General features: G+C 63.2%; 17 protein-coding genes. All 17 read left to right on the forward strand.

Annotated features, from left to right (window positions below):
• Window positions 1-299: 299 nt before the first annotated feature.
• The 17 genes from ACMKFF_RS08180 (at window position 300) to fmt (ending at window position 17856) form a co-directional block, all read left to right on the forward strand.
• Window positions 300-4616 carry a PolC-type DNA polymerase III gene (locus ACMKFF_RS08180; protein ID WP_419496619.1) on the forward strand — a complete coding sequence of 1439 codons (4317 nt, stop codon included), beginning with the start codon at window positions 300-302 and terminating at the stop codon, window positions 4614-4616.
• 371 nt (window positions 4617-4987) lie between these two features.
• Window positions 4988-5755, forward strand: coding sequence for a uridine phosphorylase (gene udp, locus ACMKFF_RS08185; RefSeq protein WP_419496620.1), 768 nt, complete (start codon window positions 4988-4990; stop codon window positions 5753-5755).
• 63 nt (window positions 5756-5818) lie between these two features.
• Window positions 5819-6073 (forward strand): hypothetical protein, encoded by a 255-nt coding sequence (locus ACMKFF_RS08190; RefSeq protein WP_367926602.1) that lies wholly within the window; start codon window positions 5819-5821, stop codon window positions 6071-6073.
• Window positions 6074-6475: 402 nt separating this feature from the next.
• Window positions 6476-6727 (forward strand): DUF3343 domain-containing protein, encoded by a 252-nt coding sequence (locus ACMKFF_RS08195; protein WP_419496621.1) that lies wholly within the window; start codon window positions 6476-6478, stop codon window positions 6725-6727.
• The gene (locus tag ACMKFF_RS08200; RefSeq protein ID WP_419496622.1) at window positions 6724-7836 is read left to right on the forward strand and encodes an aminotransferase class V-fold PLP-dependent enzyme; all 1113 of its coding nucleotides are present in this window, start codon (window positions 6724-6726) and stop codon (window positions 7834-7836) included. The genes ACMKFF_RS08195 and ACMKFF_RS08200 overlap by 4 nt, the downstream gene beginning before the upstream one ends.
• Window positions 7837-7965: 129 nt before the next feature.
• Window positions 7966-8835, forward strand: a complete 870-nt coding sequence (gene cdaA, locus ACMKFF_RS08205) for a diadenylate cyclase CdaA (RefSeq protein ID WP_367926605.1) — start codon at window positions 7966-7968, stop codon at window positions 8833-8835.
• Window positions 8822-10081 (forward strand): YbbR-like domain-containing protein, encoded by a 1260-nt coding sequence (locus tag ACMKFF_RS08210; RefSeq protein WP_419496623.1) that lies wholly within the window; start codon window positions 8822-8824, stop codon window positions 10079-10081. The genes cdaA and ACMKFF_RS08210 overlap by 14 nt, the downstream gene beginning before the upstream one ends.
• A gap of 2 nt (window positions 10082-10083) precedes the next feature.
• Window positions 10084-10488, forward strand: a complete 405-nt coding sequence (locus ACMKFF_RS08215) for a SoxR reducing system RseC family protein (RefSeq protein WP_419496624.1) — start codon at window positions 10084-10086, stop codon at window positions 10486-10488.
• A gap of 1 nt (window position 10489) precedes the next feature.
• Window positions 10490-11362, forward strand: a complete 873-nt coding sequence (locus tag ACMKFF_RS08220) for a DUF5685 family protein (RefSeq protein WP_419496625.1) — start codon at window positions 10490-10492, stop codon at window positions 11360-11362.
• Window positions 11359-11937, forward strand: a complete 579-nt coding sequence (locus tag ACMKFF_RS08225) for a J domain-containing protein (RefSeq protein ID WP_349135056.1) — start codon at window positions 11359-11361, stop codon at window positions 11935-11937. Before ACMKFF_RS08220 ends, ACMKFF_RS08225 begins: the two co-directional genes overlap by 4 nt.
• 24 nt (window positions 11938-11961) lie before the next feature.
• Complete coding sequence (locus ACMKFF_RS08230) at window positions 11962-12840, forward strand: YicC/YloC family endoribonuclease (protein ID WP_367926609.1); 879 nt, start codon at window positions 11962-11964, stop codon at window positions 12838-12840.
• Window positions 12841-12845: 5 nt separating this feature from the next.
• Window positions 12846-13118, forward strand: a complete 273-nt coding sequence (locus tag ACMKFF_RS08235) for a DUF370 domain-containing protein (protein ID WP_367926610.1) — start codon at window positions 12846-12848, stop codon at window positions 13116-13118.
• Entirely contained in the window at window positions 13115-13714 is a 600-nt protein-coding gene (gene gmk / locus ACMKFF_RS08240; RefSeq protein WP_417324478.1) for a guanylate kinase, read from the forward strand. The genes ACMKFF_RS08235 and gmk overlap by 4 nt, the downstream gene beginning before the upstream one ends.
• Before the next feature lie 2 nt (window positions 13715-13716).
• Window positions 13717-13911, forward strand: a complete 195-nt coding sequence (rpoZ, locus tag ACMKFF_RS08245) for a DNA-directed RNA polymerase subunit omega (RefSeq protein ID WP_349135060.1) — start codon at window positions 13717-13719, stop codon at window positions 13909-13911.
• Window positions 13912-13990: 79 nt separating this feature from the next.
• Window positions 13991-16447: a replication restart helicase PriA gene (gene priA / locus ACMKFF_RS08250; RefSeq protein ID WP_419496626.1), complete on the forward strand. Its 2457-nt coding sequence runs from the start codon at window positions 13991-13993 to the stop codon at window positions 16445-16447.
• 12 nt (window positions 16448-16459) lie between these two features.
• The gene (def, locus tag ACMKFF_RS08255) at window positions 16460-16942 is read left to right on the forward strand and encodes a peptide deformylase (RefSeq protein WP_349135062.1); all 483 of its coding nucleotides are present in this window, start codon (window positions 16460-16462) and stop codon (window positions 16940-16942) included.
• Window positions 16939-17856 (forward strand): methionyl-tRNA formyltransferase, encoded by a 918-nt coding sequence (gene fmt, locus ACMKFF_RS08260; protein WP_419496627.1) that lies wholly within the window; start codon window positions 16939-16941, stop codon window positions 17854-17856. The genes def and fmt overlap by 4 nt, the downstream gene beginning before the upstream one ends.

The following is a 17856-nucleotide window of genomic DNA, read 5'->3' on the forward strand; positions in this document are numbered from 1 at the left end:
CCGGGTGGGGGCCTTTTTTCCCCATCACGAAGGCTTGCGCATTGCGCCGAAAACAGGTATAATTGGAGGAAAAGACAAGAGAACAGACTGTCAAAAAACTGCCAAGCCAAAAGTATCGGAGGGAAGAAAAGAGTGAAAGGAAACCGTCAGGGTTTCCTTTCGCGTCCAATAACCCGCCGCAGCGGCAGAATTGCAAAATAGGATATATACAAAAATTTATTTTGCAATTCTGAAAGCAGCTTGGCGAAAAAGCCCGATGGGACTTTTTTGACAAGCTGAGAGAGGAAGAGCATCACATCATGGCAGTCCCGTTTTTGAAGATGTTTTTGGAATATGAACCGGATGAGCCGCAGCGCGCCGCACTGGAGCAGGCTAGCATCGTCCATGCCGAGATCGACCGCGAGGCGCGGGCCGTTCTGCTCCGGCTGGAGCTGCCGCGCTATGTCCCGGGATCCGTGCTGAACACGGCGGCTTCGGAGCTGAGTAAGCTCTACGGCATGCGCCGCGTCCGCTTTGAGCCGCATTATCCGCCGGAGGCGCTGGCCGAGTTCGACGGGCAGGAGCTGACGCGCGCGCTCATCGACGCCTATTCTCCCGCGGCGGCCATTCTGGCCGGTTGCAAATGGTCGTTTGCGGGGGAGCGGGCCGAGCTTCGCCTGCGCGCCAACGGCCGCGACCAGCTCACGCCGCATCTTCCGGCTGCAGAGCGGCTCCTGACTGAGCGCTTCGGCGTCCGCATGGGCATCGACGTGATCTCGAACCACGAGCCGGTGGGGGAGGAGCTGTTTGCCGAGACGGAGAAAATGCGCCTTGCCGCGCTGCGCGATGTGCCGGTCCCCTCTGTTCCGGCGGGAAAGCCGCAGGGCGGAAAGGACGCGAAGCCTGCCGCACCGTCGCAGACGATCTATGGCAAGCCGTTCCACGGGAACGTCACGCCCATGCGCGAGCTGTCGCAGGACAGCGACGTCGGCCGCGTCATTGTCGAGGGCCGCGTGTTCGCCGTGAACCACAAGGAACTCAAGAAGCGCAATGCATGGGTCGTGAATTTCGATATGACGGACTACACCGGCTCCATCCGCGTGAACCGCTTTATGGAGGCCGATCAGGCCAAGCCACTCATCGACGCCATCCAGAAGCCCGGCAAGTGGCTGCGCGTGCAGGGCTTCATCAGCTTCAGCCGGTTTGAAAATGACATCGTGCTCGAGCCGCTGGCCGTGCAGGCCGCGGAGGCGCCCGTCCGTGTGGATACCGCGCCGGAGAAGCGCGTGGAGCTGCACCTTCACACGACAATGTCCATGATGGACGCCCTGACAAAGACGGGCGAGGCCGTCGCCACGGCTGCCCGCTGGGGCCACCGCGCCATTGCCATCACGGACCACGGCGTTGCCTCGTCGTTCCCGGCTGCCCTGAATGCCTCGAAGAACAAGGTGGCGGGGACGGATCAGAACATCAAGATCCTCTATGGCTGCGAGGGCTATTATGTCAATGACGTGGACGACCGCATCGCCGTCCACGGGACGGCAAGCCTGCCGCTGGACGGCGAGTTCGTCGCCTTCGACCTTGAGACCACGGGCCTTTCGGCTCAGCACGACGAGATCACGGAGATCGGCGCCGTTATCCTGCGCGACGGGCAGGTCGTCGATACGTTCCAGGCCTTCGTGAACCCCGGCCGCTCCATCCCGCAGAAGATCGTCGACCTTACCGGCATCACGGACGCCATGGTGGCGGACGCACCGCCCATTTCTCAGGTGCTGCCGGAATTTCTGGCCTTCTGCGGCGGGCGCGTGCTGTGTGCGCATAATGCCGATTTCGATGTCGGCTTCCTGACGGCGGCGGCCGAGCGGCTCGGTCTGCCGTTCGATCCGACGTATCTCGATACGCTCATCTTTGCACAGAATCTGATGCCGCAGCTGACGAATCACAAGCTCGATACCGTGGCCAATGCGCTCAGCCTGCCGGATTTCAACCATCACCGTGCCTCGGACGATGCGCTGACGTGCGGCTACCTCTACCTGCGCTTTGCCAAAATGCTGCAGGAGCGCGGCCTGCACGACATTCAGGATATCAATGCGGACATGCTCTCCCTGCGTGCCGGAAGCCGCATCACGAACCGCCACGCCCGCCACATCCTGCTGTTTGCCAAGAATCAGATGGGCCTGCGTAATCTGTATCGCCTGATCTCGGATTCCAACCTGAAATATTTCAAGCGCACGCCGCGCATCCCAAAGTCAGAGCTTATCCGATTCCGTGAGGGTCTCATTATCGGCTCGGCCTGCGAGGCAGGCGAGCTGTTCCAGGCCATCGTGGCCCACAAGAGCCACGCGGAGCTCAAACGCATCGCTTCGTTCTACGATTTCCTTGAGATCCAGCCCCTGAGCAACAACCGCTTCATGCTGGCCAAGGGCATCGCGGAGAGCGACGAGGAGCTGCGCGAGTTCAACCGCACCGTTGTCCGGCTGGGCGAGGAGCTGGGAAAGCCCGTCTGCGCGACGGGAGACGTCCACTTCCTGAACCCGGAGGACGAGATCTATCGCCGCATCCTGCTGGCCACGAAGGGCTTTGAGGACTGCGACCGCGAAAATCCGCTCTATTTCCGCACGACGGACGAGATGCTCGAGGAATTCTCCTACCTGGGCCCGGAAAAGGCCTATGAGGTCGTTGTGAAGAACCCGAACCACATCGCCGACATGTGCGAAACCGTCCGCCCCGTACCGCATAACCTGTTTGCGCCGAAGATCAAGAACTCCGTCGAGGACCTGAAATCGCTGGTCTACGGCAAGCTGCACCGCCTGTACGGCGATAATCCGCCCGAGATCGTTACGAAACGTGTTGAGACCGAGCTGGGAGACATTATCAACTGCCATTACGACGTCATTTACATGTCTGCGCAGAAGCTCGTGCAGAATTCCCTGGAGCACGGCTACCTCGTCGGATCCCGCGGCTCCGTCGGCTCGTCGCTCGTGGCCTTCATGTCCGGCATCACCGAGGTCAACTCGCTGCCGCCGCATTATCGCTGCCCCGAATGCAAATACTGCACCTTCGACGTTCCGGATGGCATCAATTGCGGGGCCGACTTGCCGGATGCCGTCTGCCCGCAGTGCGGCGCGAAGCTCGATAAGGACGGCTTCAACATCCCGTTTGAGACGTTCCTTGGCTTCGGCGGTGATAAGGTCCCGGATATCGACCTGAACTTTTCGGGCGAATACCAGTCACGCGCCCATCAGTACTGCATCGAAATGTTCGGCGCGAGCCATGTGTTCCGTGCGGGCACGATCGGTGCGGTCGCAGAGAAAACGGCCTACGGTTATGTGAAAAAATATCTGGCCGAGCGAAACCTGACCGTCAGCCGCGCGGAGGAGAACCGCCTTGCAGCGGGCTGCGTCGATGTGCGCCGCACGACGGGACAGCATCCAGGCGGCCTTGTCGTCATCCCGCAGGAGAATGAGATCTGGGATTTCTGCCCGGTGCAGCACCCTGCGGACGACATCCACACCGATATCATCACGACGCATTTTGAATATCACTCCATGGAGGAAAACCTTCTGAAGCTCGATATGCTCGGCCACGATGACCCGACGATGATCCGCATGATGGAGGATATGACGGGAGTCGACGCCCAGAAGATCCCGCTCGACGACAAGGACACGATGTCCATCTTCGTTTCAAGCAAGGTGCTCGGCTATGAGCATGACAAGATTCTGACGGAGGTCGGCACAGTCGGCATTCCGGAATTCGGCACGATCTTCACCCGCGGGATGCTCATGGACACCAAGCCGACGCAGTTCGACACGCTCATCCGCCTTTCCGGCTTCTCCCACGGCACGGATGTTTGGCTCGGCAACGCGAAGGATCTGATCCTGAGCGGCACGGCCTCTGTCAATCAGGCCATTGGCTGCCGCGACGATATCATGCTCTATCTCATCAAGTGCGGTCTGCCGGAGAAGCGCGCCTTCAAATTCATGGAGTCCGTTCGTAAGGGCGCGATCCACAAGGGCAAGGCGTGGCCGGAGGGCATTGTGGAGGAGATGCGCGAGCATCAGGTGCCGGAATGGTACATCGAATCCTGCAAAAAGATCAAATACCTCTTTCCGAAGGCGCACGCGGCGGCCTACGTCATGATGGCCTTCCGCATCGCGTGGTTCAAGGTACATCACCCGCTGGCGTTTTATGCGGCCTATTTCTACCGCCGCAGTCAGAAGGACGGCTTCGACGCCGTGATGATGACGCATGGCATCGAGACTGTGAAGGAGCACATCAAGCGCATCAACGCCGATCCGGACCATTCTGACAAGGAAGAAGATTTGCTGACGACGCTCGAGGTCTGCTACGAATTCTATCTGCGCGGCTTCACGTTCGACAATATTGACCTTTACGCCTCGCATGCCACAAAATTCCTCATCCGGGACGGCAGGCTCCTCCCGCCGTTCGTCTCTGTTTCCGGCCTCGGCGAGTCCGCCGCCTGGGATATTATGGAGGGCCGCGAGGGCAAGCACTTCGTCTCCATTGAGGAATTCTCTGCCGCCTGCCCGAAGGTGTCCAAGACCCATATCGAGAACCTGAAGCAGGCGGGCGCGTTCGGCGACCTGCCGGATACGAGCCAGATCACCCTTTTTTAAGGAAACTCTGAATCAATCATCTGCGGCGGATGCCAGATCTTTTTCGTCAATCCATCGGTATGAAAAACTTGAAAGATTGCGCAGCCGTTGGCGGCTTTGCCGCCTTACGGATGCGGCATGCCCCTTGCGGGTACACAAAGTATTCCTGCGTTTTCCATACCTCGACTTGCCAAAAAATCTCGCGCCATCCGCTCTTGCTGATTGAATCAGAGCTTCCCTGAGCATGCGTTCGCGATCGGTGAATTGCGTTCGGCAAGCCGCGGAAAGAGGTTGCCATTTTCTCCAAAGCCTGTTATAATAACTCAACACGAAACTACTAAACTGCAGCACCGCTGTGTAGTGCTGCAAAATAAAGAAGGGAGCTTTTTTTCATGCAGAAGCTTGATAAGCAGTTTCATATCCATTGTGTCGAAGGCGATGTTGGCCGCTATTGCCTGCTACCCGGCGATCCGGGCCGCTGCGAGTCCATCGCAAAGCTGTTCGACAATCCTGTGCATGTTGCCCAGAACCGTGAGTATAATATCTACACCGGCACGCTCCTCGGCGAAAAGGTCAGCGTCTGCTCCACCGGCATCGGCGGCCCGTCCGCGTCCATCGCCATGGAGGAGCTGCACAACATCGGTGCGGACACGTTCATCCGCGTCGGTACCTGCGGCGGCATCAACCTGAAGGTTCAGTCCGGCGATATCGTCGTTGCGACGGGAGCCATCCGCTTTGAGCACACGTCTCAGGAATATGCGCCGCTCGAGTATCCGGCCGTTGCCAACCTTGATGTGACCAATGCCCTGCGTCAGGCTTCGCTCGCCATGGGTAAGCAGACGCATGTCGGTGTCGTGCAGTGTAAGGACGCATTCTACGGCCAGCACAGCCCGGCGAAGATGCCCGTCTCCTATGAGCTGCTGCAGAAATGGGAAGCCTGGAAGCGCCTCGGTGTTCTGGCAAGTGAGATGGAGTCCGCCGCGCTGTTCGTCGTGGCAGATGCGCTGGGCTGCCGCTGCGGTTCCTGCTTCCATGTTATCTGGAATCAGGAGCGCGAGACTGCCGGTCTCGACCAGAACATGAGTGAGGACACGAGCGCCGCCGTCCGCGTCGGCGTCGAGGCCATGAAGCTCCTCATCGCGCAGGATCTGGCAAAATAATCGTTCCCGCTGCGGAACAAATGCAGAGAAGACCCGTCTAATGAGCATCAGGGGGTGAAGACCATGGGAAAATACTGGTGGGTGACATGGATCAAGGTCCTTGCACTCACGGCGGTTTTCGCCGTTGTCATCGTGCTGGGCTATCAGCAGGTGAAGAAGAGCGTTGCGGATTATCTGGTCGACGCACCGGCGGATGCCAAGCTGACGGACAAGCTGAATCTGGAGGACATGGTGTTTGACTACGCCGGAGAATTTGTGGACCGCATGATGGAGGAATCCGAGCAGATCCGCAATGCCATCACCGAGCCGCTGGCCTGACATCCTTATAAAAGCTACCTGCTCCGGGGGCGCGACAGCGCTCCCGGAGCTTTTGGACTGTCGAAAAAAAGCCTCGCAGAGTTTGCGCTCGCAAGCGCAAAGAAAATGGAAATCATTTTCTCCGGCGGCGTGTACGTCGGAGAAAATACCGCTCGGCTCGCAAACGTGCGAAGGGTGCGCCGCAGGCGTGCCCTTCGTGCGATGCAGCGAGCCGCAGCCTTTTCAAACGAGAGCCCAGTGAAACGGGTCTCGTTTGAGAGCTTGTCAAAAACACTTTTTTGACAAGCTACGCTCCGGGGGCGCGACAGCGCTCCCGGTGCTTTGTATTCTGCGGCAAAATTTCGTGCGGTTCTGCGCCGGATCGCCCGGACCGGCATATGCTGGGGCAGGGAGGGAAGCAGAATGAGCCAGATCTGTGTGACATTTCGTTCAATCACGGCTGCGCAGAATGCGGCGCGGGCGCTGGAGCAGGCGGGGCTCCCCGCGCAGGTGCTCCGCACGCCGCGGGCGCTGCAGGAGCAGGGCTGCGGCTACTGCGTGCGTGCGCCTGCCGAGCCGGAGACCATCCGGCGGCTGCTGACGGCCGAGCGCATCGCGTTCCGGCGGCTGTATCGCCGCGGCGCGGACGGGGCATGGCAGGAGGCGGAGCCATGATCTATTTTGACAGCGCCGCAACGACGCTGCAGAAGCCGGAGTCCGTCTATGCGGCCGTGCAGCGCTCGATGCGCGCCTGCGCCAGCGTCGGGCGCGGCGGCCATGCGGCGGCAGACGCGGCGGCGCGGGTCGTCTATGCCTGCCGCACCGAGGCGGCGGAGCTGTTCGACGCCGCGCCGGAGCAGGTTGTTTTCACCATGAACGCGACGCACGGCCTGAATATTGCTCTGCGCAGCCTTGTCCGGCCGGGCGGGCGCGTTGTGCTGTCCGGCATGGAGCACAATGCCGTCACGCGGCCGCTTGCTGCGCTCGGGGCGCAGATTGAAACGGCCGATGCACCGCCGTTTGCGCCGGAGCGGCTGCTCGAGGGCTTTGCGCGCGCCCTGCGGCAGGGAGCGGATGCGGCGGTGTGCACGCATGTTTCAAATGTCTACGGCAATGTGCTGCCCGTGTCAGCCGTTGCCGCGCTGTGCCGGGAACGCGGCGTCCCGCTCGTCATCGACGCTTCGCAGTCCGCGGGAACGCTGCCGGTCAGCCTGCGCGGGACGGGTGCGGCCTTCATTGCCATGCCGGGGCACAAGGGGCTGTATGGCCCGCAGGGGACGGGCCTGCTGCTGTGCGGTGCGGCGGGGGAGCCGCTGCTGCTGGGCGGCACGGGGAGCAATTCGCTCGATCAGAGCATGCCGGATTTCCTGCCGGACCGCCACGAGGCGGGCACGCACAACGTCTGCGGCATCGGCGGCCTGCTGGCTGGCCTGCGCTTCGTGCGGGAGCGGCGGCCGGAAGAGCTGCTGGCGGGAGAGCGCGCACTCACGGCCCTTGCGGCGCGCGGCCTTCGGCAGCTGCCGGGCGTGGAGGTGTTCACGGGGCCGGGGCAGAGCGGCGTTCTGTCGTTCCGCTGCCGGGACCTCGACTGCGAGGAGGCCGCCGCCTGTCTGGCGGAGGCCGGGATCGCCGTGCGGGCCGGGCTGCACTGTGCGCCGATGGCCCACTGCAGCGGCGGAACGCTCGAGACCGGAACGGTCCGGGTGAGCTTCTCTGCTTTTAACACGTCTGCGGAGGTCCGGCAGTTCCTGCAGGTGTGCAGAACGGCATTTTTGCCGGGATGAAGGAAAAACGCGCGTTTTCCACTTGCTATTGCGGCGAAAATCGGATATAATGAATAGAATCTAAAAATAGGGCCCATATCGGGTCCTGTAAGGTAATTGCAGTAACTTGGAATTTGCGGAGTTTTGCTCATGGATGCAGTGATCAATTTCTTTAAGGAGTTCAGCTCGATGCTCCCGACCATCAAGGTCATGGACATCGTGGATATCCTCGTCGTAGCCTTCCTCATCTATAAGGTCATCATGATGGTCCGGTCGACCAGTGCGGCGCGGATCGCCAAGAGCGTGCTCATCATCCTGATCCTTGCCGGTGTGACGCAGCTGCTCAACATGTATCTGCTGAACTATATCCTCGACAAGATCCTGGAGATCGGCCTTGTGGCCCTGATCGTTGTGTTCCAGCCGGAGCTGCGGCGTATGCTCGAAAAGCTCGGCAGCAAAAATGTCCGCGAGATCCTTTCCGTCAAGGAAGAGCAGCGCGAGATCGACCGCGTCATCGAGCAGACCGTGCAGGCCTGCGAGATCATGGCCAAGGAGCGCACGGGCGTGCTCATCGTCTTCGAGCGCTCCATCCCGCTGCTGGAATACCAGAAGAGCGGCACCGTCGTGGATGCCTGCGTCTCCTCGGAGCTGCTGCGCAACCTGTTTTTCACCAAGGCGTCGCTCCATGACGGCGCGGTCATCATCCGCAATGACCGCATTGCGGCGGCGGGCTGCGTCTTGCCGCTGACGGAGAACCACAATATCAGCAGCGACCTCGGCACGCGCCATCGCGCGGGCATCGGCATCAGCGAGGTCTCCGATGCCGTCGTCGTCATCGTCTCCGAGGAGACGGGCACGATCTCTGTGGCGATCTCCGGCATGCTCAAGCGCCATCTCGCCCCACAGACGCTCGAAAAGCTCCTGCTCAACGAGCTGGCCCCCCAGCGCGAGGAGAAGACACGCAACCCGCTCAAGCTCCTCCGCCGGAAGCAAAAGGAGAACAAAGATGCAAAAAAGTAAGATCCTTGCCTTTCTTCTGGCGCTCGTCGTCTCCATCGTGCTCTGGTTCTATGCCGTCACGGTCGTGAATCCCGACGACACCATTACCATCAGCGGCATCAGCGTCCAGTTCGAGGGCACGGAGGCCCTGACGTCCCAGGGCCTGATGCTCACGGGCGGCGATTCCACGAAGGTCAGCATCAAGGTCTCCGGCCGCCGCTCCGACCTCAAGGAGCTGAACAACGAGACGGTCACCGCCATTGCGGACGTCACGCGCATTGCCGCCAGCGGCAGCTATCAGCTCAGCTGGAGCGTCGTCTGGCCCAGCACCGTGGCAACGGGCGATATCAGCGAAACGAGCCGCGCACCGTCACGCATCTCCGTCACGGTCAGCGACATTAAGGAGAACCCCGAGGTCCCCATCGAGCTCGAATACACCGGCGAGCCGATGACGGGCTATATGATCGATAAATCCAACCTGACCCTCGGCACACAGTCCATCTCCGTCCGCGGCCCTGCGGAGGAGGTCAACAAGATCGCCCGCGCCGTCGTGCGCGTCGATGTGACGGATGCCGATGCACTCATCGACACGGATTGCCCCGTTGTCCTGCTGGACAAGGACGGCAACGAGCTGTCGCTGAGCCAGTATGTGACAAGCTCTGCGGATTCCGTTCGTGTAACGATCCCTATCCTGCAGTATAAAGATATTAAGCTCAATGCAACACTTGTTTCCGGCGGCGGCGCGACGTCCGAGGATGCGGATGTAACGATCGAGCCGTCCACCCTGCGCGTCACGGGCAATACGGCCGTTCTGGATGCCATGGCGGACGAGCTGCCCATCCGCACGATCGATCTGGCGCAGATCACCGGGACCGAGACGTTCGAGGTCACGCCGGAGCTGCCGAGCGGCGTTACGAGCCGCGCCGACAGCCAGACCGTGAAGATCACGGTCACGCTCAAGGGCCTCGTGACGAAGGAATTCACCGTTCCCACGGCGAACATCCTCCGCAAGGAGGCACCGGCCGGCATGACGTTTGCCGACCAGAATGTCAAGATCACCGTCCGCGGCCGCGCGAGCGTCATGAGTGCGCTCCGCATGGAGGACCTGACCGTTACGGCCGACTTCAGCCGCCACTATGACGCGGCGGCCAAGCAGGTCGAGCTGGAGGTCGCGCTGCCTGCGAATGTCTCCGCCGGTGTCATCGGCGGGCCATACACCGTGCAGGTCTCGCTGAGCGAGACGGACGGCGGCAATACGGAGTCCTGACGATGCGGCAGCGTGCAACGGTCGGGTCCCTGCTCCCGGACGGGAGCGTCAGCCTGCTGGTGCAGCGTGTGAGCGCCTGCACGGGCGACTGCGGCCACTGCGGCGGCTGCGGAGCCGTCGGCCAGAGCGTACAGGTGACGGCGCGCGCGCCGTTTCCGGTCGAGCCGGGCGAGCGCGTGTGGGTCGAATCCCGCAGCGGCGCGGTCCTCGGCGCGGCGGCGCTGGTGTATCTGCTGCCGCTCGGGCTGCTGCTTGCGGTCTGCCTTGCGGCGCAGTCCCTCGGCGGTGTTTGGATGGCTGTGCTCGGTGCGGCGGCCTTTGCCGCCGGTCTGATCCCGGCCCTGCTCTGGAACCGCCATCTGCGCCGCAGACCGATGGAGTACCGCATCACGGGCAGGGTGGACTAGCGTGTTCGGCTATGTGCTGCCGCGGCGCGACCGCCTCTCCGAAGAGGCGCAGGTGCGCTACCATGCGGCCTACTGCGGCCTGTGCCGCGCGCTGAAGCTGGAATACGGCTTTGCGGCGCGGTTTCTGGTCAACTATGATATGACATTTCTCTACTTCCTCCTGCGGGAGGGAGATCCGGCATGCCCGGAGCGCTGCTTCTGCCCGGCCCGGCCGTGGTGCCGCAAGGCCTGCCTGCCGGAGGACGGCGCCATGCGCTATGCAGCCGACCTGAGCGTGCTGCTTTCGTGGTGGAAGCTGCTCGACGCCCGGCGCGACAGCCGCGGCCCGCGCCGTCTGGCTGCCAAAGCGGCCCTGCTGCTCTATCGCCGGAGCTATCGCCGCGCCTCGGCCCGGCATCCGGCGCTCGATGCCGCATTCGGCACGGAGCTTGCCCGGCTGCAGGCGCTCGAGGACGAAAAAAGCCCCAGCATCGACCGCACGGCGGACGCCTTTGCCTCGCTGCTGCGCGACTGCGCCGCCCACTATGACGGCCGGGAGCGTCGGCCGGAGCAGCTGCTATTGTACCACGTCGGCCGGTATCTGTATCTGGCCGATGCGCTCGAGGACCTGCCGCGCGATGTGCGGGCAGGTGCGTATAACCCGCTTCGCTACCGCTACGGCGCGGACGGCGGGACGCTCGATCCGGCGGACCGGGCGCAGCTGCTCGAAACGATCGACGCCTCCATCAGCATGGCCTGCTCGGCCATGGAGCTGCTGGACGGGCGGCGCGACCGGGAGCTGCTTTCCAACATCTTATATTTCGGACTGCCCGCCGTGCTCCATGCAGTCGCGGAGGGAACGTTCCGCAAGGCGGGAAACAGGAGGAAAACATGAAGGACCCCTATGAAGTGCTCGGTGTGCCGCACGGCGCCTCGGAGGATGAGATCAAAAAGGCCTACCGGGAGCTTGCGCGGAAATACCATCCCGATAATTACGCCAACAATCCGCTTGCGGATCTGGCACAGGAAAAAATGAAGGAGATCAACGAGGCCTATGCCACGCTCATGAAGGGCGGGCGGCAGCAGGCCGACGCCGGGAGCACCGGTGGCCAGCGCAGCAGTGCGGGAAGCACGTCGTCGCCGCTCTATGAGATCCGCCGACGCATCCAGCTCGGTGACCTCGACGGCGCGGAGGCCGGGCTCAATGCGGTATCCGCGCGCACGGCCGAGTGGTATTATCTGCGCGGTGTCATTGCGCAGCGCCGCGGCTGGATGGACGAGGCTGCGCAGAACTTCCGCATCGCAGTCAATATGGAGCCGCAGAATCTGGAATACCGAAATGCACTCAGCAGCGTTGGCAGCGGCGCATACACCTACCGGCAGACGCAGTACAGCGACGGCTCGGACGAGCTCTGCGGCCTTTGCAGCTCACTCATGTGCCTGAACTGCCTTTGCGGCGGCTGCCGCTGATCTGATCGAAAGGGGACGAATCATTTGATCCGCAGTATGACTGGCTATGGCCGTGCCTGCAAGACCCTGCATGGGCGGGAGATCACGGTGGAGCTACGCTCCGTCAACAATCGCTTCCTCGATTGCTCCGTGCGCCTGCCCCGCGCGTTCTCCTACGCGGAGGATGCGATCAAACAGCTTGTAAAGGACGCCGTCCAGCGCGGCAAGGTGGACGTGTTTGTCAGTGTGAACGCGGCGGGCGCGGAGGAGGCCACCGTTTCGTTGAACCGCCCCGTGCTCGAGGGGTATCTGCGCGCCATGCGCACCATGGTCGCAGATTACGGCGTGCAGGACGATATCAGCGCTTCCGCGCTCTCCGCGCTGCCCGACATCTTCGTGGTGGAGAAGCCGGAGGAGGACGAAAAGCAGAATCTTGCCGACCTGACCGCCGTTGCGGCGGAGGCCATCGCCGTCTATCAGACCATGCGCGAGACGGAGGGCGCGGCCATGGCTGCCGACCTCAGCTCCCGCGCGGAGACCATCCGCGGCCTTGTCGGCCGCGTCGAGGAGCGCAGCCCCGTCACGCTGGCGGAATACCGCACCCGGCTCGAGAACAAGCTGCGCGAGGTGCTCGCCGGCACGACGATCGACGAGAGCCGCATCCTGACGGAGGCCGCCATCTTTGCCGACCGCATCGCCGTCGATGAGGAGACCGTCCGTCTGCGCAGCCATCTGGCCCAGCTCGACAGCCTGCTTGCAGGCGGCGGGGCCATCGGCCGCAAGCTCGACTTCCTGCTGCAGGAGATGAACCGCGAGGCCAACACCATCGGCTCGAAGGGCAACGATCTTGAGCAGGCCCGCACCGTCGTGGAGATCAAGGCGGAGCTGGAAAAGATCCGCGAGCAGATCCAGAACATCGAGTGAGCGCGATGCGGCTGATCAACATCGGATTTGGGAACCTGGTCTCTTCGGAGCGGCTGCTGACCATTGTCGGCCCGGATTCCGCCCCGATCAAGCGAATGATCCAGGAGGCGCGCGACCGCGCCATGCTCATTGACGCCAGCTATGGCAGAAAGACCCGCGCCGTGCTCCTGATGGATACGGACCATGTGATCCTTTCGGCGATCCCGCCGGAGGCCATTGCCCGCCGTCTGGCCGATCCGTCGGCAGAGCCGGAGCGCGAGGAGGAGGAACAGGCATGAGCCAGGGCAGAATCATCATCGTTTCCGGCCCGTCCGGGGTCGGCAAGGGCACCATCCTTCGGACGGTCATGCAGCAGCACGAGTCGCTGCACTATTCCGTTTCGGCTACTTCCCGCCCCATGCGGCCCGAGGACCGCGAGGGCGTGAGCTATTATTTCGTCTCGCGCGAGCGCTTTGAAGAGATGATCGCGGCAGGGGAGCTTCTGGAGCACGCCTGCTATGCGGGCAACTATTACGGAACGCCCCTGCGCCCCGTAGAGGAAGCGCTGGCGCGCGGCGAAAGCGTCGTTCTCGAGATCGACGTGCAGGGCGCGCTGCAGGTCATGCAGCGCCGGCCGGACGCCATTTCCGTTTTCATCGCTCCGCCGTCCTATGCCGAGCTGAAGCGCCGGCTGGCCGGGCGCGGCGACACGCCGCCGGACATTGCCGCCAGACGCCTGCATATCGCGCTGGAGGAATGCCGTCAGGCAAAGCACTATCAATATACCATCATCAACGATTCCGTCGGGCACGCCGTGCAGGAGCTGGAAGCAGTCCTGACCGCGGAGGCCTGCCGCACATCCTATCGCCCACTCAATCTCAAGGAGGAAGACTAATTATGCTGTATCCCGCTATGGCCGATCTGCTCAAGCACATCGACAGCCGCTATCTTCTCGTCAACGTGATCGCGCGCCGCGCGCGCCAGATCTCCATCGAGGCAGAGACGGAGCACATCCCGCTGGAGGATAAGCCCGTGACCATCGCCATCCACGAGGTCGCGGACGGCAAGCTCGCGGCAGTCGTGAAGGAATGAGCCGGAACAAGGCGCGGGCAGAGGTGACCCTGCCGGCGTCTTTTGCCTTTTTCCGCCGGACTGTCCCGGCGACGGCAGCATGATCGCCCGCATTGCGGTCGCTTCGGCCGTGTTCTCCATGGACAAGCCGTTCGATTACCGCATTCCGGACTCCCTGACGCTGCAGCCGGGCCAGCGTGTGCGCGTACCGTTCGGCGCATCGAACCGCCGCACGGAGGGCATCGTTCTCGCCGTGATGCCGGATGGCGCGGAGCGGCCGGACGGCCCGGCGCTCAAGCCCGTCGAGGCGGCGCTCGACCCGGAGCCGCTGCTCTCGCGTGCTGCGCTGCATCTGGCGGCCTTTGTGCGCGAGCGCTATTTCTGCACATTCTATGACGCCGTGCGGGCCATTTTACCGGCAGGCGTCTGGTTTCAGCCGCGTGACCGCTATACCCTTGCGGAGAACGCCGCATGGGACGACCGCTGGCGCAATCCGGCGGCGCAGGCCGTATTCCAAACGCTGCAGACGCTCGGCGGTGCCGCGGAGGAATCCGCGCTGCGCGCCCAGTTTGAGCCGGAGGCCCTGCAGCGGGCGCTGCAGTACCTGCGGCAGAAAAAGCTCGTCACCTGCGAGACGTCCCATCGCCGCCGCGTGAACGATAAAACGGAGCGCATTGCCGTTCTGGCCGTCCCGGCCGAGGAGGCGCGGCGTTTTGCCCAGTCGCATCAGGCGTCCGCTCCTGTGCAGGCGGCGGCCATGGAGCTGCTTGCCACGCTCGGTGAGTGCGCCTGTAAGGAGTTGGGCTATTACGCAGGCGCGACGTCTGCCACGCTCCGCAGGCTGGAAAAGCTGGAGCTGCTGACGCTCCGGGAGCAGGAGGTCCTGCTTCCGCCTCCCCCGGCCGCAGCGGCCGATCCGAAGCCGCTCCTGCTCACGCCGCAGCAGCAGGCAGCCTATGACAGTTTGTCTGCCCGCCTGCAGGATGCCTCTCCCGGCACGGCGCTTCTCTACGGCGTGACGGGCAGCGGCAAAACGGTCGCGTATCTCCGCCTGATCGATGATTGCCTTGCCGCCGGGCGCGGTGCGATCGTCCTTGTGCCGGAGATCGCCCTGACGCCGCAGCTCCTGCGGCAGTTTTCCGTACGCTACGGCGCGCGCGTCGCCGTGCTCCACAGCGCCCTGCGCATCAGCGAGCGCTATGAGACGTGGAAGCGCATCCGCTCCGGCGATGCCGACGTGGTGCTCGGTACCCGCTCAGCTGTGTTCGCGCCGGTGCGGGACCTCGGTCTGCTCATTGTGGACGAGGAGCAGGAGCACACCTACCAATCCGAAAATGCACCGCGCTACCATGCCCGCGAGGTCGCGATCTACCGTGGCGCGCAGGAGCATGCGCTGACGGTGCTCGGCTCCGCCACGCCGACGGTCGAGAGCATGTACCGTGCCGTTACGGGTGCTTTTGGCCTGTGCCGCATGACGGAGCGCTATAACGGCAGACCGCTGCCGCCCGTCGAGATCGTCGACATGAAGCGCGAGCTGCGCGAGGGCAATGCCTCGATCATCAGCGAGCCGCTGCTGCTGGCCCTGCGCGAAAATCTCCGCCTCGGGCAGCAGTCCATCCTGTATCTCAACCGCCGCGGCACGAGCCGGATGCTGGCCTGCGTCGAATGCGGCAGCGTCCCGATGTGTCCGGGCTGCAGCCTGCCGCTGACGTACCACCATGCGAACGGGCGGCTCATGTGCCACATCTGCGGCCACAGCGAGCCTATGCCTGCACGCTGCCCCGTCTGCGGCGGGCATCTGCGCCAGATCGGCTGCGGCACGCAGCGGGTCGAGGAGCAGCTGCAGAATTTGCTGCCCGGCGTCGGCGTGCTGCGCATGGATGCAGACACCGTCTCGGCAGTCAATACCCATGAAAAGCTGTTCCGGCGCTTCCGCGAGGAGCGCATCCCCATCCTGCTTGGCACGCAGATGGTGGCAAAGGGACTGGATTTTGAGAATGTCACGCTCTCGGCCGTGCTGGACGCCGACCTCTCGCTCTATGCGTCCGACTATCGCGCCGCGGAGACGACGTTCAGCCTGATCGCGCAGGTCGCGGGCCGGGCCGGACGCGGAAAATTGGGCGGCAGGGCGATCCTGCAGACCATGACGCCGCAGAACCAGACCATCCGCTTTGCTGCGGAGCAGAACTATGACGCCTTTTTCGAGGCAGAGCTGCCGCTGCGCCAGCTGCGCGGCTGCCCGCCCTATCGCGACCTGCTCACCGTGACGTTCCACGGCTGGGAGGAGGAGCGCGTCTGGCAGGCGGCGCTGGCATTCCGTGCGCGGCTGGACGGCCTGCTGCATTCCGAATTCTACCGCGGGGAAACCGCTGCCGTGCTTGGCCCGGCCCCGGCCTCCGTTGCGCGGATCAATTATCATTATCGCTGCCGCCTGACGCTTAGCTGCGTCAATACGCGACGGCTGCGGGAGCTTCTGGCGTTCCTTGTGCGCGAATTCGCAAAGGATCGCAGCTTCCGGGGCGTCGGCGCGTTTGTGGATGTCAACGGCAGAGAATAAAGGGGAATCACGATGGCACTGAGGAATATTTTGACCGTAGAGGAGCCTGTGCTGCACAAGACGGCACGGCCCGTGACGCGCTTTGACGCCCACCTCGGCGAGCTGCTTGACGATATGAGGCAGACGCTGACCAATGCGGGAGGCGTCGGCCTTGCCGCGCCGCAGATCGGCATCCTGCGCCGCGTCGTCGTAGTCGATGACGACGGCGAGCTGATCGAGCTCGTCAATCCGGAGATTTTGGAGACCTCCGGCGAGCAGGACGGCATGGAGGGCTGCCTGAGCGTCCCCGGCCGCTACGGTATGGTCAAGCGTCCGGAATTTGTGCGTCTGCGCGCGCAGGACCGCGACGGCAACTGGTTCGAGGCGGAGGGCGAGGGCCTGACGGCGCGCTGCTTCGCCCATGAATGCGACCACCTCGACGGGCATATCTATACGGAAAGAGCCTATCACATGCTCACGGATGAGGAAATGGCCGAGCTGGAGGAGGAAGCATGAGAGTCGTCTTCATGGGCACGCCGCAGATCGCGGCGGACTGCCTGTCCCGCCTGATCGCGGACGGCTTTGACCTCGTCGGCGTCTACACGAAGCCGGATATGCCGAAGAACCGCGGCATGAAGCTCGCCATGTCCGAGGTCAAGGAGGTCGCGCTGGCCGCCAGCCTGCCGGTCTATCAGCCCGCGACGTTCCGCGATGATGCCGCCGTGGAGGAGCTTCGCGCCCTGCGCCCGGACGTCATTGCCGTCGTGGCCTATGGCAAAATTCTGCCGCAGCGCGTGCTGGACATCCCGACGCTCGGCTGCATCAACATCCACACGAGCATCCTGCCTGCGCTGCGCGGCTCGGCCCCGGCGCAGTGGGCCATTCTGAACGGTCTGGACGAGACCGGCGTGACGGCGATGTACCTCTCGGCCGGAATGGACGAGGGCGACATTATCGAAATCCGCAAAACGCCCATCGAGCCGCTGGAAAATTCCACGGCCCTGCTGGCGCGGCTGGCCGCCGTCGGTGCGCCGCTGCTGTCCGATACACTGCATGCCATCGAGGCGGGTACGGCAACCCGCACGCCGCAGGATCCGTCCAAAGCAACGTTGGCTCCGATGCTCTCGAAGGAGCTTTCGCCCATCGACTGGACGAAGCCTGTCCGGCACATCGTCGATCAGGTGCGCGGCCTTGATCCGTGGCCCGTCGCCACGGCGGACCTGAACGGCACGCATTTCAAGATTTACGGGGCGCAGCCCGCGCCCGGTCATACGGACAAGGCCCCCGGCACACCGGTCTCCCTCACAAAGCAGGGCCTGACCGTCGCCTGCGGGAACGGCGAGCTCGTGCTGCTGACACAGCTGCAGGCCCCCGGCGGGAAGCGCATGGCTGCGCCAGATTATTTCCGCGGCCACCCCATCGAACTCTGA

This window comes from Faecousia sp. (genome assembly GCF_048519415.1).
Lineage (GTDB): Bacteria > Bacillota > Clostridia > Oscillospirales > Oscillospiraceae > JAZOXB01.

What these genes read in the sequence shown, in the direction of transcription:
- ACMKFF_RS08180 (WP_419496619.1), top strand. Translation starts at nt 300, where the DNA reads ATGGCAGTCCCGTTTTTGAAGATGTTTTTGGAATATGAACCGGATGAG.
- udp (WP_419496620.1), top strand. Translation starts at nt 4,988, where the DNA reads ATGCAGAAGCTTGATAAGCAGTTTCATATCCATTGTGTCGAAGGCGAT.
- ACMKFF_RS08190 (WP_367926602.1), top strand. Translation starts at nt 5,819, where the DNA reads ATGGGAAAATACTGGTGGGTGACATGGATCAAGGTCCTTGCACTCACG.
- ACMKFF_RS08195 (WP_419496621.1), top strand. Translation starts at nt 6,476, where the DNA reads ATGAGCCAGATCTGTGTGACATTTCGTTCAATCACGGCTGCGCAGAAT.
- ACMKFF_RS08200 (WP_419496622.1), top strand. Translation starts at nt 6,724, where the DNA reads ATGATCTATTTTGACAGCGCCGCAACGACGCTGCAGAAGCCGGAGTCC.
- cdaA (WP_367926605.1), top strand. Translation starts at nt 7,966, where the DNA reads ATGGATGCAGTGATCAATTTCTTTAAGGAGTTCAGCTCGATGCTCCCG.
- ACMKFF_RS08210 (WP_419496623.1), top strand. Translation starts at nt 8,822, where the DNA reads ATGCAAAAAAGTAAGATCCTTGCCTTTCTTCTGGCGCTCGTCGTCTCC.
- ACMKFF_RS08215 (WP_419496624.1), top strand. Translation starts at nt 10,084, where the DNA reads ATGCGGCAGCGTGCAACGGTCGGGTCCCTGCTCCCGGACGGGAGCGTC.
- ACMKFF_RS08225 (WP_349135056.1), top strand. Translation starts at nt 11,359, where the DNA reads ATGAAGGACCCCTATGAAGTGCTCGGTGTGCCGCACGGCGCCTCGGAG.
- ACMKFF_RS08235 (WP_367926610.1), top strand. Translation starts at nt 12,846, where the DNA reads ATGCGGCTGATCAACATCGGATTTGGGAACCTGGTCTCTTCGGAGCGG.
- gmk (WP_417324478.1), top strand. Translation starts at nt 13,115, where the DNA reads ATGAGCCAGGGCAGAATCATCATCGTTTCCGGCCCGTCCGGGGTCGGC.
- rpoZ (WP_349135060.1), top strand. Translation starts at nt 13,717, where the DNA reads ATGCTGTATCCCGCTATGGCCGATCTGCTCAAGCACATCGACAGCCGC.
- priA (WP_419496626.1), top strand. Translation starts at nt 13,991, where the DNA reads ATGATCGCCCGCATTGCGGTCGCTTCGGCCGTGTTCTCCATGGACAAG.
- def (WP_349135062.1), top strand. Translation starts at nt 16,460, where the DNA reads ATGGCACTGAGGAATATTTTGACCGTAGAGGAGCCTGTGCTGCACAAG.
- fmt (WP_419496627.1), top strand. Translation starts at nt 16,939, where the DNA reads ATGAGAGTCGTCTTCATGGGCACGCCGCAGATCGCGGCGGACTGCCTG.